Below are 18,926 nucleotides of genomic sequence, written 5' to 3'. Positions count from 1 at the left end.
TACTAAGCGACAGATTGTTTCTGTGCGGTGTTTTGATAAGCAGGCAATTCTGATCTCAAACCTTTGATCAAACTGACACACATCAGCAATAGAACAAAGGTGAATGGCAAGCCGGTCGCCACCACGCCGGATTGAAGCGCTTGCAGTGCTTCTTTACCACCGATCCAAAGCATGACCGCGGCGATAGAGCCTTCAATACATGCCCAGAAAATACGTTGTGGTACAGGTGCATCAATTTTACCGCCAGCCGTGATGCTATCGATAACCAATGAACCTGAGTCTGATGAAGTGATAAAGAACACCAAAATCAGAACGATAGACAGAACAGAAATAACAGAGCTAAACGGCATTGCATCGTATACGTGGAATAGCGTTAGCGAGATATCTGTCAAGCCATTCGCACCCAGTTCGCCCACTTTATTGACGACTTGATCAAGCGCGATACCGCCAAATACTGCCATCCAAATCAGTGTCACTGTGGTAGGAATAACGATAACGGCAAATAGGAATTCACGAACGGTACGACCTTTTGAAACACGTGCGATAAACATACCAACGAATGGTGACCAAGATACCCACCATGCCCAGTAGAACACAGTCCAGCCGTGCATCCATTCCGTATCATCACGACCATGTGGGTTACTTAGCGCGAAGATGTCTTTTGCGTAAGCGACGGTAGTATCCCAGATAGAAGTTGTCGCTACATCAAAGCTAATGAACAACACGAAAGCCAGTAGGGCAAATGCCACTGCCATGTTGATGTTACTTAATAGCTTAACGCCGCCGTCGATGCCTCGAACAACAGAAAGAACCGCAATAAAGGTCACGAACGCGATTACGATCATTTGCATGCCAATGCCGCCATCCAAACCAAATACATGGTTGATGCCGCTGGTGGCTTGCTGTGCGCCCAAGCCAAGCGAAGTTGCTAGACCAAACAGGGTTGAAAGTACCGCAAGAATGTCGATGACGTGACCTAACCAGCCCCAAGCTCTATCACCAAATAGTGGGTAGAACGCAGAGCGCAAAGAAAGTGGTAAGCCTTTATTGAAGGCAAAGAAAGCCAGTGAAAGTGCAACGATGGCGTAAATCGCCCAACCGTGAATGCCCCAGTGGAACATGGTTGCACCCATAGCGAGTGATTTTGCTTCCTCGGTGTAAGGTTCTACGTTCAGTGGTGTGCCGTACCAATCAGTGAAATAAGCCGTTGGTTCCGAAACACTCCAAAATAGCAGGCCGATACCCATACCCGCTGCGAACAGCATAGATAACCAAGAAGCCGTTGAGTGTTCTGCTTGCGCGTCTTTACCACCAATGCGGATTTTACCCAGTGGTGAAAGTAAGACTGCGATAGCAAATACGATGAAGAAGTTAGTAGACCACATGAAGAACACATCGAAGTCAGAAATGATGCTGTTCTTAACGCCGTTTAAGGCATCACGGGCTGTTGAAGGATCAACAATTAAAAGAGAAGCAAGACAGAGAAGAACAAGACCAGCACTAATCCCAAATACTGGATTGTGGATATCAAATCCCCATTTTTGAACGTTATCTTGACCAACCTGATAGTCGGTAGTGTCGATACTATATTTTTTTAGTGCATTATCCATAAATACAACATGTACGCTTTTTTAAATGTGCCTTTCCTGAACAAGAAAAACACTAAAACCGCCCTCCGATTGTTTTGAGTTCTAATTAAAAAATGCGACGTGATCATAATGTTTTGTGTAAAACATTGCAAATTGATAGATTTTTAAGGCTTTTAAACTGGTTGTAAGTCAGGTTTTTAGTGAAAAATACAATGAGGTGTAATGTTTTGATGTGTAAATATTCGTTTGATGTTGGAGAAGATTGTTTGACCAAAAGTAGCAGCGTGACGCGCGAGTAAAGGTTGGCAAGGCTCCAAAGAACGCGAGCGCTGAACTAGGGCTAATCAAAAATCATGATTTCAAGGAATTGGTTAACGAATAAGCACAAATTCCAACGAACTTCGCATTCTTTTCGACAAATATCGAGTAAACGTAACCAATCGTAACAGAGGTGCTGTAACTGAACAGCGTTTCCATATACTCGACTTAGTTTGTAAGTTGTAAGCCACAGAATGCTGCTATGAGAAAAAACACTTTATTCAATGCTACGTTAGCGACCACCTTGACTGCTGTTTCCGCGTTTAGTTTTGCTGCTCCTACCGTTGTTCCAAATGCCCCAGAGCTCAGCTCTCGTGGCTATGTATTAATGGATTACCACACTGGCACCGTGCTAGTGGAACGTGATGCCGATAAACGCCTAAACCCGGCAAGTTTGACTAAGCTAATGACCGCTTATGTTGCGGGTCAAGAGGTGAAGTCTGGCAACATTAGCCTAGACGATGAAGTGGTGATTAGCCGCAACGCGTGGGCGAAAAACTTCCCTGATTCTTCCAAGATGTTTATCGAAGTTGGTACGTCGGTTTCACTGTCGGATCTTTACCGTGGATTGATTGTTCAATCAGGTAACGATGCCAGTGTCGCTATCGCAGAACACGTTGCAGGTAGTGAAGCGGGCTTCGTTGGTTTGATGAACAGTTGGGCGAACCAACTTGGTCTATCAAACTCTGCATTTACCAACCCACATGGTTTGGATAGCGATGGTCTGTATTCAACGCCGCGTGACATTGCAACGTTAGGCCGTGCGATTATCCGTGATCTTCCTGATATCTACCCGTTGTACAGTGAGACTTCGTTTACCTACAACGGCATCACTCAATACAACCGTAACGGCTTGCTACGTGACCGAAGCATGAGCGTTGACGGCATGAAGACGGGTTACACCAGTGGCGCGGGTTACAGTCTCGCGACTTCAGCAACCAACGGTGACATGCGTTTAGTCGCGGTTGTGATGGGTGCGAAAAGCCCTAGCGTGCGTGAGTCAGAGAGTAAACAGCTTCTGAGCTACGGTTTCCGTTTCTTCGATACCGTTGTACCAACGCAAGCAGGTAAAGAAGTAGCAACGGCGCGCGTTTGGATGGGTAACCAAGATGAGCTGAAAGTCGGTGTTGATCGTGATATCTACCTAACGTTGCCAAAAGGTGACGTGAACAAGCTGGAAGCCGAAGTGGAATACAATGGCGACCTAATGGCTCCAATTCAGCAAGATCAAGTTGTCGGCAAAGTGTTGTACAAAGTCGATGGTGACGTAGTCAAAGAAGCGGAATTGGTTGCGCTGGAACCTGTTGAAGAAGGCGGCATCTTTAAGCGCCTAATGGATTGGTTCAAACGTTTGGTTGCGAGCTGGTTCTAACTTCTCTTAATCCAATTCTATTTAAGCCGCACCTGAGTTTCAGGTGCGGCTTTTTTATTTTCCTCTCCAGCTCAGCCCTTTCTCCTCCTGACTCCAAAGAAGAACATACACAAATGGCAATAAAACTTGCCATTAGAGTATTTGCCTAACCATGGGCAGAAACGTGACATTCATATAAATATCGATTCTTATGCATGCTTGGGAATGCATTTGATTAATGCTATGGTTTTCTTATAAATCAGATGCTTCTAAAAAGAAAAATCTAAATACAATCGAGATGGAACGTAATACTTCGTGAGAAAAAGCTATGTTGTCACCTTGTTAGCGGCGCTGCTTTGGGTAGTGGTCGCTTTCGCTTTGCACGATTACTGGCGTAAGGATTCGCCAAGTGAACATATCAAACAAACTGCCAGTCAAGATCCTCAAATTTTGCTTGCTAAAACAGCTCAAGGACAAGCGCTACTTGATGTGAGTTCGCTTATTTACAGTGATCCTGAAAGTGCGCAACAAGCGTTGGAGGCGGTCGGTAATGCCTTTTCGTCTGAGCTCGAAACTTCCTATGCCTTGTATCAGCAATATCGATTGGCTCGTGTGAATGATGAGCCTTTATTGGCGGCAGACTACCTTCAACAACTTCAAGCCATTGCCCGAGAGAGCGATCAACCATGGCTTGATGCCGTGTTGCTAGCAGACAGTGCGAAGGAGCACACCTTGCACGGCCGAAATGATGTGGGCTTGAGCGAAATAAAACTCGCTATCGAGATAGCGGAGAAAGATCACCTCAACTCGCTTTTGCCCAAGTTTTATAACGTCGCAGGCGCGTTGAGTAATGCGACAAACCAGCTGGTGGATGCCCAACGTTACTTCCTTGATGGCATTGATATCGCCGAACAAGTTGGGCAAGAGGCTTACAAAGGTACGATTTACAATAACCTTGGTCTGCTTTATCTGCACATCGAAAGCTGGGATCGAGCATTAGAGTTCATTCAAAAAGCGCAGCAAATTTACCTCAAGCGCTATGCCAAAGGGCACAAAGCCAGAGGGTTGCAGATTATGTATCTCAATGAGGCGCATATCTACAATCGACAAGGTAAAGCCGAGTTGGCTCGAACAGCGTATGAGAAGTCGCAAGAGTTCTATAAACCTACGTCAACCAATCTGCGCCATCACCTTATTCAGTTGAAAGGCAAAGCAGATATGTTGCTGCTGGAAGAGCAATATCCGAAAGCGTTGGAAACGACTCAACAATGTGTGATGTTGCCTTCAGCGGCGGATTATCCGATTGAATATGGCCAATGTTATTTGATCATGTCCAAATGCCAATTGGCGATGGGAGATTTAGACAAAGCCATGCAGAGTGCAGCATTGAGCGCTGCGGCTTTTCGCTCAATCGAGCATGAACGTTGGTTGATTCGAGTAGAAGAACAAAAGGCGAAGATATTTGAACAACTGGGTGAATACGAACAAGCGCTAGGCTCGTTTAAACACTTTTCAGTGGAAAGTAAAAAGCAGTTGTTGGGCAAAGTGTATGACTTAGAACAGGCATTTGCGACAGAGCACATTCAGCGCGAAAGAGATATGTTGGAAGTCGAAAAACGCTTGGCGGAATCAGAACTGCACCAAGAGAAGCTACGTTTTCAAATAGCGATTATTTGGATTGCGATTTCAGCCGTGGTACTGGCACTGACGGTATCTAAAGTCTTAGCCACGCAGCGCAAAAACCAAGAATTGGAGCAGCTTTCATTGCTTGATCCTTTGACTCAATTGCACAACCGACGCTATTACTACGCGCAGATTGATCATCCTGAGCACCTAGATGCCAAAGCGGAATACCGAGTGGTGTTGTTTGATATCGACAATTTTAAGCAAGTAAACGATGTGCATGGACACGAAACGGGAGATCGTATTCTAGAAGGCTTTGCTGAACGTTTAAGAGTTCATGTTCAATCTCAAGAGTTACTGATTCGTTGGGGTGGTGAAGAGTTCTTAATGTTGTTGAAAACCACTGACGATTTGGCCAAGCGTCTTGAGGAAATGCGCCAACATATTGGTGATGTTTCGTTTGAGACAGAAGAAGCGAGTTTGAATGTCACTACGTCTATAGGTGTCAGTCACGGCGGGTTAATCGAAACCTTCACCTACAACGATGAATACTTCCGCCGAGCAGATAAAAGTCTCTACGAGGCTAAACGCAATGGTAAGAACCAAGTGGTATTTCCAGAACCACCGGAGGCTCAGTAGCTTTAAGAATTGCGCTGAAAATAGATAAATTACAGAGAACGAAACGGCAGATTGATACGGTCAATCTGCCGTTTTTATTTTGTGTTTCATGTTTTGGAGTCGGTGGTCGCCTACTCAATGTAGAGCACTCTTCAAGAGAACCATTCAGAACAAAAAAACGGAGTTACGCGTGCGCAAGATTCTATCTTTGACTTTGGCTATGTCACTTACTGGCTGTGTGATGCCGCAGCATCAACCAATGGAAACAGGGCAGTGTGTGGGTGTGATGTCATCGCAAGACGCTTATGGCTACCTCAACCCAAATCACTACACCATGCAAGTGCTGGCCCTAAAGAAAGAAAAGGATGTCAAAGAGTACATTCGCTACATCGACCCTAAACATCCGGTGTGGGTAAACTGGAAAAACAGCCGTGGCACACGTTGGTACACGGTGACGGTAGGGGATTTCAAAACCAAGCAAGATGCCTACAACGCACTGTCTTCATTACCAAGTCGAGTTAAGCAATCTTCCCCGTTTGTCTTAACGTTTGCTGAGATGCAGCGCAAACAAGAGACCAGCGTTGTGCGTATGCGCTAGTGCTGTTCTTGTCATTCCAATAAGCGATTTATTGTTACACATCGAGCCTTTGCAATCGGTTGGAAAGGCTCAACCTAACCATCAGTCGTCAATCTTCTTCAATGTACGCGCAAGATCACGCGCCTAACGCGCTTTTGACTTTACTTGTTATCGGGTATTTTCTAGTCTTCGCATCCCACTTTTTCTGTCGGAGTCACCATGAAGCAAGAAATGTACACCACCTACGCAAAGCAATACGATTTAGCCGCGCAAGATAACCTGTACAACGCGCATTTTGAGCGTCCAAATACCCTTGAACTAGTCGGTGATGTGACAGGTAAAAAGGTGCTGGATTTAGGTTGTGGTTCCGGTATTTACGCGCAGCTTCTTCTTGAGCTGGGCGCAAGCTCAGTAACCTGCATCGACGCTGCACAAGAGATGATAGATATCGTAAAAGAAAAGCTTGGTAGCTCGGTCACCGCTTACGCGCAAAACTTGGCGCTCGGTTTACCAGAAGAGGCGGACGGACAGTACGACTTGGTCATTTGCCCGCTTATGGTTCATTACATTGAAGATCTTCGTCCCTTATTTAACGATATTCAGCGAGTACTAAAAGCCGGTGGTCAGTTTGTCTTCTCAACCCATCATCCATTTGCGGATTTCGAATGTTCGGACTCTGGAAATTACTACGATAAAGAGTTGGTTGAAGATATGTGGAATACAGTAGGAGAACCAGTTCCTGTGGCATTCTGCCGCCGTTCATTGCAAGATATTACCGATGCGATCACGAGCAGTAACATGGCGATGCTGGCGATTTCAGAAGGTAAGGTGAATGAAAAGATTCGAGAAATCTCTCAGGAGCATTACCAACGTTTGGCGACGTTCCCGAACTTCATCTTCATTAAATGTGTGGCGCTGAGCGAGTAAAATCAGTGAGCTCAGATAGAAAAAACGGAAGCGCAGAGGCTTCCGTTTTGTGATCTTAGCGTTGAGCTTAAAGTGCAGCGAGAATGGTTTCCGCTTTACTTGCTTCGAATGTCTTCGGTTCTTCAACGTTTAGTGTCGTAACCACACCATTGTCGATGATCATCGCGTAACGCTGTGAACGAACGCCACCAAAACCGCCAGTGTCCATTTCTAGGCCCAGTGCTTTAGTAAAGCTTGCGTCACCATCACCCAGCATTAGCAACTCAGATGCGTTTTGTGCTTCACCCCAAGCTTGCATTACGAATGCATCGTTAACAGATACACAAGCAATCAGGTCCACGCCTTTTGCCTTTAGTTGGTCAGCCAATACGACGTAACCTGGCAGGTGCGCTTCAGAACAAGTAGGAGTAAATGCACCTGGAACCGCAAATAGAACCACTTTCTTATCTGCAAACAGCTCTGTTACTTGGTGGTTTACCATACCATCTGCAGTCAGTTCGCTTAGCGTTGCAGCAGGCAGTGCTTGACCTTGTTGAATCATGATTTTCTTCCTTTTGTGTATGCTTTATTTAGCTCACTCAGTCTAGCGCTAAAACTGCAGGCTAACCACGGAAGAAATGTAAGGTCTTAATTGGCTTCATAAAAACAAACCGCCTAAGTTGGCGGTTTGTTTGTTAACTACATCGCGTTCAGGTAAGACTTATAAGAGTGAAGTCGAACCGTTGCTGCGCCAATCACATCAATGAAGCCAAACAGGCTGTGTGGTTTATTTGCAGCAATCCACGCAGAGCCAGTCGCACCAATTGGGGTGGATTTGCCCTCTGGTTCGAAAATTTCCAGAATCACTGTACGACCGTGGCTACTGGTGTTTGCGCCTACGTGTTGACGAACGCTCTGTGGGCCTTGCAATGGCGAAACTGATGATTCTCCAGTACCCGCCGTGATGCTGTGAACGCGAGCTCGGAACACTTCACCCGGATACGCATCGACGTAGAACTCAGCAAACTGACCCTGTTCAACATAGCGGTAGGTTTGGTCTGGTATGCGCATCTCCAAGAACTTACGTGACGTGTCGTAGATGTGCATGTTACCTACACGGCTACCATCGGCTACGTTCACTACCGCAACTTGGCCATCGTATGGGGCTCGAACGGTTTTACGGCTTTGCTCAAACTCAGTCTTTTGCAAATCGGCATGCAAAGACTTCAACGACGCTTCTGCAACGCGAAGTTGAGATTCGTAGTATTCAATGTCACGCCCTTTGAAGATCTCTGGTGAGGTCTTACCGCGAATAATATCGCGCTTTAGCTGAGCCACGTTTTCTTCTTGTTGAACAATGCCTGCTTTGATTTTTTCTACGTCTGCCAAAGAGGTGGTATCTACGAGCGTATAGATCACATCGCCTTTCTTCACTTCTTGGTTGTGGTCGACATAGATGTGGTCAATCTGCTCGCGAAACAGTGGGGACAACACCGAGTGGGGCGCTTTCACCGTCGATGAATAAGTCAAATCAACCGGAGCCCATAGGCGCGAGAGAATCCCTAACACCACCAGAATGAACGCTCCGCCGGAGATGATCCAAAACGCGCTCTTAAATGTCCACTTAATCGCACCCGTTGAAACCAAAATCCACATGATCAGAATGTACGGAATCATTACCTCTTTCATGGTTTATTCCTCCGTCACTTTTGCGGGTGTTTGTGGTTGAGACGACAAACGGCTATTGCGAATGATGTTGCTCAGTGAGTTGCCAATGTGCTCCCAGTTCGCGAAGGCAATGATCAGCGCCAGAACCCACCAAGCTTTGTGAAGGAACAAACCACACAACGAGAGGGCAAACACTAATTGGATATGAGAACTTTTCTTTTCTTGAGCTCGGTGAACCGCAACTTCATGGATCTGCCACAGCAAATAGATGACAAAAAGGGCAAGGGCTATTGTGACAGAGAACAGATAACCACTGAAGTATTCGGAGTTGAAAATCACCATCATGGTGTCGTTGGGCGTGTTGGTGAACAAGCTCATATCAATGTCTTTTGAATTGATCGTGCCCATGGGTGCAAGCAAGTAAGCCCCACCAAGCATGAGAGCCATGAATAGTGAGAACTTTAATAGCACCATAAAAATCGCAAAGATAACGCGACCTATGGCTTTTATGACGTTCATAGTTATACCTTTTGTCGATGTGTGAGGGTAAACCGTTGAGCGCGTGATCGTTGTTTTGTCTTTATTAATCACATCGCGGGATTGTATGAAAAAACGCCATAAGTTGAGTTATATGTGATATAAGTAAAGTTACGTTCTGTAAGGTTAATATTGAATACACATAATCTATGAAGCACTCAGACTACAGTCTTATTCCGACCTTTGTGGCGATTGTCGAAGAGAAGAGTTACACCAAAGCGGCACAACGACTGGGTGTGAGCCAATCCGCGGTAAGCCAAGCTGTGGTAAGGCTTCGGGAGGTGTTTAAAGATGTACTATTCGTCCGTGAAAGTCATGGGGTTTCACCGACTGCTTTCGCGAACGATATTTACCCAACCTTAGCGAGTGCTGTTGAGAACATTGCCTTTATGTTGCCGGAACATTCACGCTTTGATCCTGCGCAGTGCGATAAGCGTTTTGTGATCTCTTCCCTAAGTGTGTTCGGTTTTACCGTGCTGCCAGAGTTGTCTGCGTTGATTAGCCAAACGGCACCAAAAGCAACGACACGCATCGAACCTCTTTACACGATGGATCTGACGAACCTTTTACGCACCCAACAATGTGATCTGGTGATTGAGGCACAAACTAACCTTCACCCTCATCTTCGCTCTCAGGTGCTGATGTCTGATAAATTGACCGTAGCATGCAGAGCTGACCATCCGAGGTTAAAAGGCGACACCATTAGTGTTGATGAATATCTGGCAGAAAAGCACGTTACTTTGTCTCAACTTGACCAACGGGGTGGTTACTTGGTTGGGCGAGGAATCAAGGATGAAGCAATCTTAGCCCAACGAGATATTGCATGGCAGAGCAGTAGCATCATAGAGGTGTTGCCGGTTATACAACGCTGCGACTATATCGCACTTATGCCGCAGATTCTGTTGGAACAATATAAAGATATGCATCAATTAAAAGCATTGGACGCTGATTTTCTGAGGGAGCCAATTGATGTAGCCATGTACTGGCATTCGTCTCGTACCAATGATCCAAGCCACCAATGGCTAAGAGAGCAATGCGCACTCGCAGCCAAGAAGTTCTCGATAAACTATTAAATTTCGGCCGTTTTTCATACTAAACCACATAGCAGACTCTTTATTAACAAACTAGACTATATGCATATCCATACACTTGATAAGGACATTTGTGTATATCGCGGGGTTTGCTTTCCGAAGTGTGAGAACCAAGTTTGTCGTTACGTACTCAGTAATGACGATTTGTTTCGTCCTGATTCTTTTCGCCGTGTTGTACTTTAAAGAGCGGCAACGGATTTTTAGTGTCGCCCTAGAAAACTCTATCCAATTATCCAACCTTCATTCAGACGTCATCAGTCAAGAACTGCAACGACATGTGGCGTCACTGCAAACCATCAGTGGTCATCAACGCGTTCAAGAAGGGGATATCGACTTTATTGTCGAAGAGCTTAAGTGGCTCAAAAGCATGTCTAAGAAGTCTGTGATTAATACGCTTTTCGTCGATGAGCATTGGAACCTGATTGACCACAAAAATAGAACCATAAAAATTGATTGGCCGGAATTTATTGAAGACGCTCGATGGAAGAGCGCGGATTACCATATTACTGCGCCGCACGTCGGTCTACTGGTCAAAACGCCCGTAGTTGCCCTTGGTGTGCCCGTGTATGACGAAGCGGATAACTGGAAAGGTGTTGTAGGTGTGTCTATCTCGGTTGATTATCTGGCGCAGCGTTTGTCGAAAGTGAAATTAGGCAACAGCAGTTATGCTTGGATCTCTGATAGCAGTGGAACGGTGGTTTCTCACCCTGATAGCTCTCTGATTTTACACGCCAATATTTTTGAAGGTGAGCGAGTTGGCTTTGAAGGCTTTGCGGACATTGCAGTACAAACCAATTGGGAAAATGTCGGACATGGCCACTACTACGACAGAAAGGTTAATGAAGCCAAGATCGTGACCTTTGCTAAAATCGACACCTTGCCTAATTGGACGCTCTTCGTGACCACTGAAGAGTCCGATATTTTCCTCGATATCAATGAGCTACTGGAAGACGTTGCGATTACTTCATCAGTGGTGATTGTTGTCTTTATGCCTATCGTTTTTTACCTAACCAACTCCATCACAAGACCGATTTTGGAGCTGACATACGATGTAGAAAACGCAGTCAACAACCATTACACCACGTTTTCTGGCTACGATTCGAAAGATGAAATTGGCCAGCTTTCCAATGCCTTTAAAAACACCTTTGATGAAATCCATCAGCACAATAGAAAGCTAGAGGAAGTGGTCGCGCTCAGAACGCAAGAGCTCAACACAGCGAATCAAGAGTTGGCGTACTCGGTCAATTTGCTCAATGCAAACAACCACAAGCTTACGTGGTTGGCGATGCATGATCCGCTCACCAACTTATTTAACCGCCGTGCACTGATCACCAAAGTCAACGAACAGCTTCAGAAAGCAAGAGCGCACAGTTGGCCTGTGTCTTTGATTTTGCTCGACCTCGACCACTTTAAAGAGGTCAACGATACCTTTGGGCATGATGTCGGAGATAACGTACTAAAGCATATTGCTGACTTTCTCGCTCAAGATCCTTTGGAAGAGGGAATGTTGGCACGCTGGGGCGGGGAGGAGTTCGTCATCGTCGCTTCCAAGGTATCTTTAGAAAATGCACAACAATGGGTGCAAAGCCGTTTGGAGGCACTTAAGGATGAGGATTTTAGTCCTGCTTCGAAAATGACGTTCAGCGCGGGTATCGCCACGTTAGAGTTAGAAGACAGTTTTGATGAACTGGTAGCGAGAGCAGACAAGGCGCTCTATGTTGCGAAAAATGCGGGAAGAAACTGTATTAAAACCGAGCGAGATGCATCATGAGGTGCGTAGCAAAATAGGTATACCAAACAACAAAATAAGGGCTAGATCGCTAGCCCTTATTGGTTTGTATTTATAATCAGTGATTCGCTAGGTAATCAGCGACTTGAGCACGGTATTTGGCTTTAAGTGCTTCGCTGATGAAGCTCGCATTAATGGCATTGATCGTAAACTGAGCCAACTCTGCCTTCGTCATCGGGTGTGCATTACTGACCGCCATAAAGTTATCCGTCATGTAACCACCAAAGTACGCCGGATCATCCGAGTTAATAGTTACCGCGACGCCTTTACGCAGCAAATCGACAATGTTGTGTTGCTCCATTTCATCAAACACGCAAAGCTTAATGTTCGACAACGGGCACACCGTGAGTGGCATTTTGCTTTCGATAAGCGCTTCGACCAACGATGCATCTTCAACGCAGCGAACACCATGGTCAACGCGGCTAACGCCCAGCATCTCGACAGAATCGATGATGTTTTGCGCCGGACCTTCCTCGCCTGCGTGTGCCACGGTGAGTAAACCTGCTTCTTTTGCTTGTTGGAAAGCACGTTTGAACTTCTCTGGCGGATGCCCAAGCTCTGAAGAATCCAAACCAACACCGACGATTTTGTCTTTGTGCTTAACGATGGACTGCAGTGTTTCAATCGCGCTCTCTTCCGATAGGTGACGCAAGAAGCACGCAATGATTTGCGAGGTGATGCCTAACTTCTCGTTACCATCTTGCATTGCTCGGTGAATACCGTTGATGACGGTCTCAAACTCAATGCCACGGTCGGTGTGGGTTTGTGGGTCAAAGAAGATTTCAGTATGGATAACGTTGTCGGCTTTGCAGCGCTCCAGGTATGCCCAAGTCAAATCATAAAAGTCTTGTTCCGTGCGAAGCGCGTTAGCGCCTTGATAGTAGATATCTAGGAAAGACTGCAAATCTTCGAACTCGTACGCCTTGCGCAGTGCTTGTGGTGATTCGTATGGGATGTCGATGTTGTTGCGCTGTGCAAGCTCAAACAACAGTTCTGGCTCTAGCGAACCTTCGATATGTAAGTGTAACTCTACCTTTGGAAGACCTTGAATAAATGCGTTCATATTCCACCTCTTCTTATGCTTTTACGTGGATGCAATTACTCTAAGAATAGGTATAGATTGAGAAAAATCGAACGCCATTACAAAGAGTAAGATCCACAGTGATCTCGACTCTTCGTAATCAGCACTTTGCGGGAGCTGGTAGAGACCCCCAAACCATATCATTGGGGTTATACGAAGCAAACGGTTGCGATTATACGCAAAAATTGGGGCTTGGCTAGAGCTAGTAAGTAAATTGTAATTCTTTGGGATAAGGGATAAGGGATAAGGGATAAGGGATAAGGGAAAAGGGAGCGACTTCATCGCATGATGGCTTCGTTGTCAGCACACACCTAGCTGAGTCGAATATTCAGTGGCTAAGACTGAATCACATCATGCGAGAAACATTGGGAGTCATATCGAGTTTATTGTGCGTTGCTCATTGTGAGCTCTCATTGTGAACTGAGAGAGGGGGTGGCGATACCTTGCACATCGATACTTTAAATTGAGAAGAGTAGAGAAAAGGAAATGAAAGGGAATGTATTTATAGCTCGAACATTTTATCAAATTCTCTTTGCTCCATGATGTCCTCAATTCGGCGGCGAGTTTGTTGTTTTATCGCAGCAGCGTTTTGTTCGGACTCTTTCTTTTCTTGCTCAATTTGCTTTTTGCTTTTATTTGCCATGTTTTTCACCTTGGGAATTTCTTCCTAAATTTCCACATTAATTATTAATGCACGAAACTGATTTATTTAATAATAAAACTTCCTAGCTTTGAACCTGAGTCACACAGAATGTCACCGGAATAGGTTTTCTCACAGTATTTAAAATCAATGAGATAGCAAGCAGATTGGAGTTTTGGCAATATATGGCGCCTTAAAATATCACTGTTAAGTTGATGTATTTTGGCGTTCCAAGAGATGTCGGGTTGTTTTAAACGGAATTCAATCTCTATCATTTATTCTCCTGTTTCTTTGTGATCTTTTCTTTATTCAATAATTGATACCAGTGTCTTTGACGACCTGTTCTTCTAGACATAATTTTTCCTAATTTTAATAGTTTACATACCAGCGATGGCGACAGTGCTCTAACGAAAGATACCTTGTTCCAACGATGGATACAGTGGTGCAGCCAATTTCTTTTAGGCAGCAGAAAACCGAGCAATATTTGATTGCTGAGTATTAAGTTTGAGGAATTTTTTGAAGGGGGAGAGAGTTTGGTGCAGCGAGGAAATGCTGCACCAAGAAAAGCTATCTTATAGAGGAGTAACTTCAGTCGCTTGAGGACCTTTTTTACCATCTTCTACGTTGAAGCTTACTTTCTGACCTTCAGCCAAAGTTTTGAAACCGTCAGCAACGATAGCGTTGAAGTGTACGAATACATCTTGGCCGCCGTTGTCTTGAGTTAGGAAACCAAAACCTTTAGTTTCGTTGAACCATTTTACTGAACCAGTTACTTTACCAGACATAAAAACCTCTGAAATTAAACAATAATGTACGAGTTGTGATGGATCTTTTTTAAGCTATTGAATGTGCAATCAAGAGGAAGTTTTACGCAGGAGTCTGAACCGAAGATTCAGGATGTTACTGAGAGGGAACTTAAACTAAATGTAGCATTAACAGCTCTTTTCTAGAGCCAGCCGCCACTATACAGGGTGTTTAAAAAATAGCTACATTTATTTTTCATTTTTTTTCGTTCGAAAAAGTTGATGAAGTAGAACAATTTTTCCCCCTCATAAACTCAGTACTTGCTCTCTAGAATCAACTCATATCCTAAAGGGAGGCAAGATTATGAGTACAGTGAGAGAGATTCGTCAGATTATCCCATCACATGCAACTGCTGATGGTGACGGCGTGAAAATTCGCCGTGTCGCAGGCTTTAACAATGCGAGCTTTTCACCATTCTTGATGGTAGATGAACTGAAATCAGACCAAAGAGCCGATTACGTAGGCGGGTTCCCTCCGCATCCACATCGAGGCATTGAAACGCTGACTTACATGTTAACGGGACATTTCCAACATCGTGACCACATGGATAATGTTGGTGAACTTCGCTCCGGAGGTGCGCAATGGATGGCAGCTGGACGAGGCGTCATTCATAGTGAAATGCCAATAATGGAAGGCGGTGAGCTGCACGGTTTCCAAATTTGGATTAATCAACCAGCGCGAGACAAGATGGCTCCGGCGCAATATCACGACTTCCAACCGGAAACCATTACCGAACATTGGGCAGAGGCGCATGGCTTAGTTCGCGTTATTTCTGGTGAGCTGAACATTGATGATGAAGTGATTCGAGGACCATTGAGTAAAACTGGTGTACCTGTGACGGTCGCTGATTGGCAAGCGCACCAAGGCGCGTCGTTAAACCTGATGACACCTAACGATCACAATATGATGGTCTATGCTTATAAAGGCAGCATTACTATTGGAGAGCGCGTTGTCATGCAGGGAGAAATGGCACTGCTTTCTAAAGGTGAGTTGATGACGCTTCAATCCAATGACACCAGTGGCGTACTACTCTTTATCGGCGAGCCAATTGATGAACCTGTCGTGCATTACGGCCCCTTTGTCATGAATAACATCGAAGAGATTGAACAAGCGATTCAAGATTACAACTCTGGATTGTTTGAAACGTATTAGTTTGACCGACAATCGTGCGCACTGAATTAGCACGATTGGTGACCCCTAAGTGATTTGGAGTCCGTGCATTGGGCTCATACGCAAGCAAAGACGATATCCACTGCCATCGAATTTGCATCAGCCACACTAACATGGTGTGGTTTTTTTTATTCTGCGGCGCTTTGAAAGTTGTTTTTGTGTTTAGCTCTGCTCCCAACGCGTTATGGCATGTTTGCCAAATTCCAAGCCTAATTCATAAGCTTTGCGCAATGGTTCTGGCGAGCGGCTCAAGCGTTTTAATTTAAAGCCTTCTGGCGGACAGATTTGAATGATCTCAACGCCAGCGGGTGGATTCTCTATCAATTCCAAGCTCTGGTTATAGCGAATATGACGCGTGAGCATCGGCTCGACCAAAGCAGGGTGATCTTTCAACAGGCGTGCAGTGAGCTTTTCAAGTTTAGGTTTGGATTTGCGATAACTGGCTGGTCGACTTCTTAGCACCATGATTCTGGTCGCGCCGCGTTTAATGGCTTCGGCGACGGGAATCGCATCCGCTACGCCGCCATCAACATATCTCACGCCATCTAAAGCGACGCCGTTTCGGTACATGATGGGCAGGGCGCTACTGGCTTTCATGGTTTCTGCCAGCATTTGAATAGATGGAGTGAGGTATTCTGGTTGTCCGTTGTCTTGTCGTGTGACCCCTAAAAAGAAAGGACGAGGATCTGCAGAAAGCACATCTCTATCTATATCGAGTTCTTTAAGGGTGATATCCCACATCCAATCCAAGTCCATCATGTCACCGCCACGCAGCAGCTGAGTGGGAGAAATGAACTCTTTACGTAAGCTGTAATCAAGATAGATTTTTAGGTTCCTTCCCGGCATTTTTGCAAGGTATGCAGCTAAGTTGCTCGCGCCTGCCGAAACGCCCCAAAAACTGTCAAACGGGGAGAAGTCTTGCTTAATAAAATGATCGAGTATGCCGCAGGAAAATACCCCGCGCATGGCACCGCCTTCAACAACCAGTGCCCGAGAGCCAACGTGTTCCATTCTAGCCATCCGTTTTGATTATTCTGATTTGGGATACGAGCTAATTAGAGTAACGGATCTAATGCGCATTCCCAAATCGCGTTCGCTTTGGTCTCACCTTGATGAATCTATTTTTTATGTTATAACATAACAATAATCAAAATTATTAAAAGGTAGCGTGTGTCTTGTGTGAGGTGAGAGTGAGCGATATTGACGCCATTATTAAGCATGTTGAAACGAGTTTTAAGGCTCAAGGTAAGCAACTTACGACTAAGCGGAAGTTAGTCTTGAGGGCTTTGGTTCATGCCGATAAAGCGCTTTCAGCGTATGAATTAGTGGATTACTGCAAAGCGCACTTTGAGCAAAATATTCAAGCGATGTCGGTGTATCGAATTTTGGATTTCCTTGAAGGTGAGCATCTAGCCCACAAACTAAAGGTTTCTAATAAATATATCGCCTGTTCTCATATCCTGTGTGATGACGAACATGGTATTCCCCAGTTTCTCATCTGTTCAAAGTGCAACAAGATCAGCGAACAAGCCATCGATCCTAAATTGATTAATGGTCTTAAATCTCATGCAAAACAAGAGGGGTTTACCGTCGTTAGCCCTCAATTAGAAATCAATTGTGTATGTGATGACTGCGCTGACACTAAATAGCCGTGCTTTTTATTGAGCTTGGCTCACACCATGACGACTTCGTCGCCTTTTCCTCAAATACATCCCAACCATTAGCATCATCAGCAAGGAGATTCTGAACCGCTATGTCTGCAACGCTCATTAAAAACGCCCGTGTAGTAAATGAAGGAACTATCACCGAAACCGATTTGCGAATTGTCGATCAACGAATCGAAACCATCGCAACTGACATAGCAGCAAGGGAAAGTGATGTCGTTATCGATGCGAAAGGTTGCTATTTGCTCCCTGGAATGATCGATGACCAAGTGCATTTCCGCGAACCAGGACTGACTCACAAAGGCTCTATTGCAACCGAGTCACGCGCAGCCGTCGCTGGTGGCATCACGAGCTTCATGGAAATGCCAAACGTAAGCCCAGCAACCACGACGATTGAAGCATTGGAGCGCAAATTTGCCATCGCGGAACAAAGCTCTCTGGCTAACTACTCTTTCTACCTTGGCGCAACAGAAGACAACCTTGAGCAAATCAAATTACTCGATCCAAAGAAGCACTGTGGTGTGAAAGTCTTTATGGGTGCATCTACCGGAGATCTATTGGTAGAAGACGAGCAAGCTTTGGATGAGATTTTCCGTGATTCGCCAGTATTGATCGTAACGCACTGTGAAAGTGGCCCTGTCATTGCTCAGAACAAAGAGCGTCTGTTGAAAGAGAAGTCGGAATTCACCATTGAAGACCACCCAGTACTTCGTGATGATGAAGCTTGCTACGCCTCTTCTTCTTACGCCGTTGAGTTAGCAAAGAAACACAACAGCCAACTGCACGTGCTGCATATCACGACTGCAAAAGAATTGGCGTTGTTTGAAGCGGGCCCGATTCAAGGTAAGAGCATCACCGCAGAAGCTTGTGTTCACCATCTTTGGTTTAGCAATGAAGACTATGCAGAGCGTGGTAACCAAATTAAATGCAACCCAGCCGTGAAATACCCAAGCGATCGTGACGCGCTACTAAAGGCATTAAGCACAGGCCAGATTGATATTATTGCGACGGACCATGCTCCGCACACTTGGGAAGAAAAACAAGTGCCTTACGACCAAGCTCCTGCTGGCTTACCTTTGGTGCAACACGCACTACTGACTCTGTTCGACCAAGTGAGTCGCGGACACATGACGATGGAGCAAGTGGTAGAGAAAACCGCCCACAACCCAGCGGTTCGTTATGGCGTTCAGGATCGTGGCTTTATTCGTGAAGGCTACTTTGCTGATTTGGTTCTTGTTGATGCCGCAGCACCAACGTCAGTGACGAACGAGAACAGCTTGTACCATTGTGGTTGGTCGCCGTTTGCTGGTCATCAGTTCTCGGCTCAAATTAAGAATACATGGGTCAATGGCGGCTTAGTGTATGCCAACCAACAAGTGAACGAGCAGGCTGCACACGCCATGCGATTGGTATTCGATCGCTAGGATTCACGTTTTTCAAAAACTTAGATTATTTGAAAGCTCAGTTTATTTTCGAAAGCTTACATTTATCCGCTTTCTT

Annotated in this window: 18 protein-coding genes and 1 riboswitch; of the genes, 9 read left to right on the top strand and 9 right to left on the bottom strand. The window is 45.3% G+C overall.

The window, feature by feature from the left end:
* Window positions 1–2 precede the first annotated feature (2 nt).
* The gene (locus tag ATB78_RS00760; protein ID WP_005439125.1) at window positions 3–1,610 is read right to left on the bottom strand and encodes a BCCT family transporter; all 1,608 of its coding nucleotides are present in this window, start codon (window positions 1,608–1,610) and stop codon (window positions 3–5) included.
* 499 nt (window positions 1,611–2,109) lie between these two features.
* Here ATB78_RS00760 and ATB78_RS00755 point away from each other — a divergent pair, with 499 nt between their 5' ends.
* The 4 genes from ATB78_RS00755 to ATB78_RS00740 all read left to right on the top strand — a co-directional run bounded on the left by ATB78_RS00755 (window position 2,110) and on the right by ATB78_RS00740 (window position 7,003).
* Window positions 2,110–3,279, top strand: coding sequence for a D-alanyl-D-alanine carboxypeptidase family protein (locus ATB78_RS00755; protein ID WP_005439123.1), 1,170 nt, complete (start codon window positions 2,110–2,112; stop codon window positions 3,277–3,279).
* A 294-nt stretch (window positions 3,280–3,573) separates the two neighbouring features.
* Window positions 3,574–5,520, top strand: coding sequence for a tetratricopeptide repeat-containing diguanylate cyclase (locus tag ATB78_RS00750; protein ID WP_061007525.1), 1,947 nt, complete (start codon window positions 3,574–3,576; stop codon window positions 5,518–5,520).
* 169 nt (window positions 5,521–5,689) lie between these two features.
* The gene (locus tag ATB78_RS00745) at window positions 5,690–6,097 is read left to right on the top strand and encodes an SPOR domain-containing protein (RefSeq protein WP_009706270.1); all 408 of its coding nucleotides are present in this window, start codon (window positions 5,690–5,692) and stop codon (window positions 6,095–6,097) included.
* Window positions 6,098–6,295: 198 nt separating this feature from the next.
* The gene (locus tag ATB78_RS00740; protein ID WP_061007524.1) at window positions 6,296–7,003 is read left to right on the top strand and encodes a class I SAM-dependent methyltransferase; all 708 of its coding nucleotides are present in this window, start codon (window positions 6,296–6,298) and stop codon (window positions 7,001–7,003) included.
* Window positions 7,004–7,070: 67 nt separating this feature from the next.
* Here the strand turns inward: ATB78_RS00740 and ATB78_RS00735 are convergent, their stop codons facing one another.
* The 3 genes from ATB78_RS00735 to ATB78_RS00725 all read right to left on the bottom strand — a co-directional run bounded on the left by ATB78_RS00735 (window position 7,071) and on the right by ATB78_RS00725 (window position 9,169).
* Complete coding sequence (locus ATB78_RS00735; RefSeq protein WP_005531886.1) at window positions 7,071–7,544, bottom strand: peroxiredoxin; 474 nt, start codon at window positions 7,542–7,544, stop codon at window positions 7,071–7,073.
* Window positions 7,545–7,681: 137 nt separating this feature from the next.
* On the bottom strand, window positions 7,682–8,671 hold the full coding sequence (locus ATB78_RS00730) for an efflux RND transporter periplasmic adaptor subunit (RefSeq protein ID WP_061007523.1): 990 nt from the start codon (window positions 8,669–8,671) through the stop codon (window positions 7,682–7,684).
* Between the two features lie 3 nt (window positions 8,672–8,674).
* Window positions 8,675–9,169 carry a hypothetical protein gene (locus ATB78_RS00725; protein WP_009706267.1) on the bottom strand — a complete coding sequence of 165 codons (495 nt, stop codon included), beginning with the start codon at window positions 9,167–9,169 and terminating at the stop codon, window positions 8,675–8,677.
* A gap of 167 nt (window positions 9,170–9,336) precedes the next feature.
* On the opposite strand from ATB78_RS00725, the gene ATB78_RS00720 reads away from it, so the two are divergent.
* Together ATB78_RS00720 and ATB78_RS00715 are read left to right on the top strand one after the other, a co-directional pair.
* Window positions 9,337–10,260: a LysR family transcriptional regulator gene (locus tag ATB78_RS00720; protein ID WP_061007522.1), complete on the top strand. Its 924-nt coding sequence runs from the start codon at window positions 9,337–9,339 to the stop codon at window positions 10,258–10,260.
* A 154-nt stretch (window positions 10,261–10,414) separates the two neighbouring features.
* Complete coding sequence (locus ATB78_RS00715) at window positions 10,415–12,049, top strand: diguanylate cyclase (RefSeq protein WP_061007521.1); 1,635 nt, start codon at window positions 10,415–10,417, stop codon at window positions 12,047–12,049.
* Window positions 12,050–12,125: 76 nt separating this feature from the next.
* Here ATB78_RS00715 and ATB78_RS00710 read toward each other — a convergent pair whose 3' ends face one another.
* The 4 genes from ATB78_RS00710 to ATB78_RS00695 all read right to left on the bottom strand — a co-directional run bounded on the left by ATB78_RS00710 (window position 12,126) and on the right by ATB78_RS00695 (window position 14,573).
* The gene (locus ATB78_RS00710; protein WP_061007520.1) at window positions 12,126–13,130 is read right to left on the bottom strand and encodes an adenosine deaminase; all 1,005 of its coding nucleotides are present in this window, start codon (window positions 13,128–13,130) and stop codon (window positions 12,126–12,128) included.
* Window positions 13,131–13,225: 95 nt separating this feature from the next.
* Window positions 13,226–13,325, bottom strand: a riboswitch (purine riboswitch).
* A 325-nt stretch (window positions 13,326–13,650) separates the two neighbouring features.
* A complete protein-coding gene (locus tag ATB78_RS00705) occupies window positions 13,651–13,791 on the bottom strand; it encodes a hypothetical protein (protein WP_009706263.1) in 141 nt (46 codons plus the stop codon).
* Window positions 13,792–13,853: 62 nt separating this feature from the next.
* The gene (locus ATB78_RS30035) at window positions 13,854–14,063 is read right to left on the bottom strand and encodes a hypothetical protein (protein ID WP_005452681.1); all 210 of its coding nucleotides are present in this window, start codon (window positions 14,061–14,063) and stop codon (window positions 13,854–13,856) included.
* Between the two features lie 297 nt (window positions 14,064–14,360).
* Complete coding sequence (locus tag ATB78_RS00695; RefSeq protein ID WP_005439099.1) at window positions 14,361–14,573, bottom strand: cold-shock protein; 213 nt, start codon at window positions 14,571–14,573, stop codon at window positions 14,361–14,363.
* 322 nt (window positions 14,574–14,895) lie between these two features.
* Here ATB78_RS00695 and ATB78_RS00690 point away from each other — a divergent pair, with 322 nt between their 5' ends.
* The gene (locus ATB78_RS00690; RefSeq protein WP_061007519.1) at window positions 14,896–15,744 is read left to right on the top strand and encodes a pirin family protein; all 849 of its coding nucleotides are present in this window, start codon (window positions 14,896–14,898) and stop codon (window positions 15,742–15,744) included.
* A gap of 180 nt (window positions 15,745–15,924) precedes the next feature.
* On the opposite strand, the gene ATB78_RS00685 is transcribed toward ATB78_RS00690, so the two are convergent.
* On the bottom strand, window positions 15,925–16,773 hold the full coding sequence (locus ATB78_RS00685) for a patatin family protein (RefSeq protein WP_009706261.1): 849 nt from the start codon (window positions 16,771–16,773) through the stop codon (window positions 15,925–15,927).
* A gap of 179 nt (window positions 16,774–16,952) precedes the next feature.
* On the opposite strand from ATB78_RS00685, the gene ATB78_RS00680 reads away from it, so the two are divergent.
* Both ATB78_RS00680 and ATB78_RS00675 read left to right on the top strand, forming a co-directional pair.
* Complete coding sequence (locus ATB78_RS00680) at window positions 16,953–17,411, top strand: transcriptional repressor (protein ID WP_061007726.1); 459 nt, start codon at window positions 16,953–16,955, stop codon at window positions 17,409–17,411.
* 104 nt (window positions 17,412–17,515) lie between these two features.
* Entirely contained in the window at window positions 17,516–18,850 is a 1,335-nt protein-coding gene (locus ATB78_RS00675; RefSeq protein ID WP_061007518.1) for a dihydroorotase, read from the top strand.
* Window positions 18,851–18,926 lie beyond the last annotated feature (76 nt).

The organism is Vibrio sp. CUB2 (assembly GCF_001557945.1).
Lineage (GTDB): Bacteria > Pseudomonadota > Gammaproteobacteria > Enterobacterales > Vibrionaceae > Vibrio > Vibrio owensii.
This window is presented reverse-complemented; position numbering and strand designations above follow the sequence as displayed.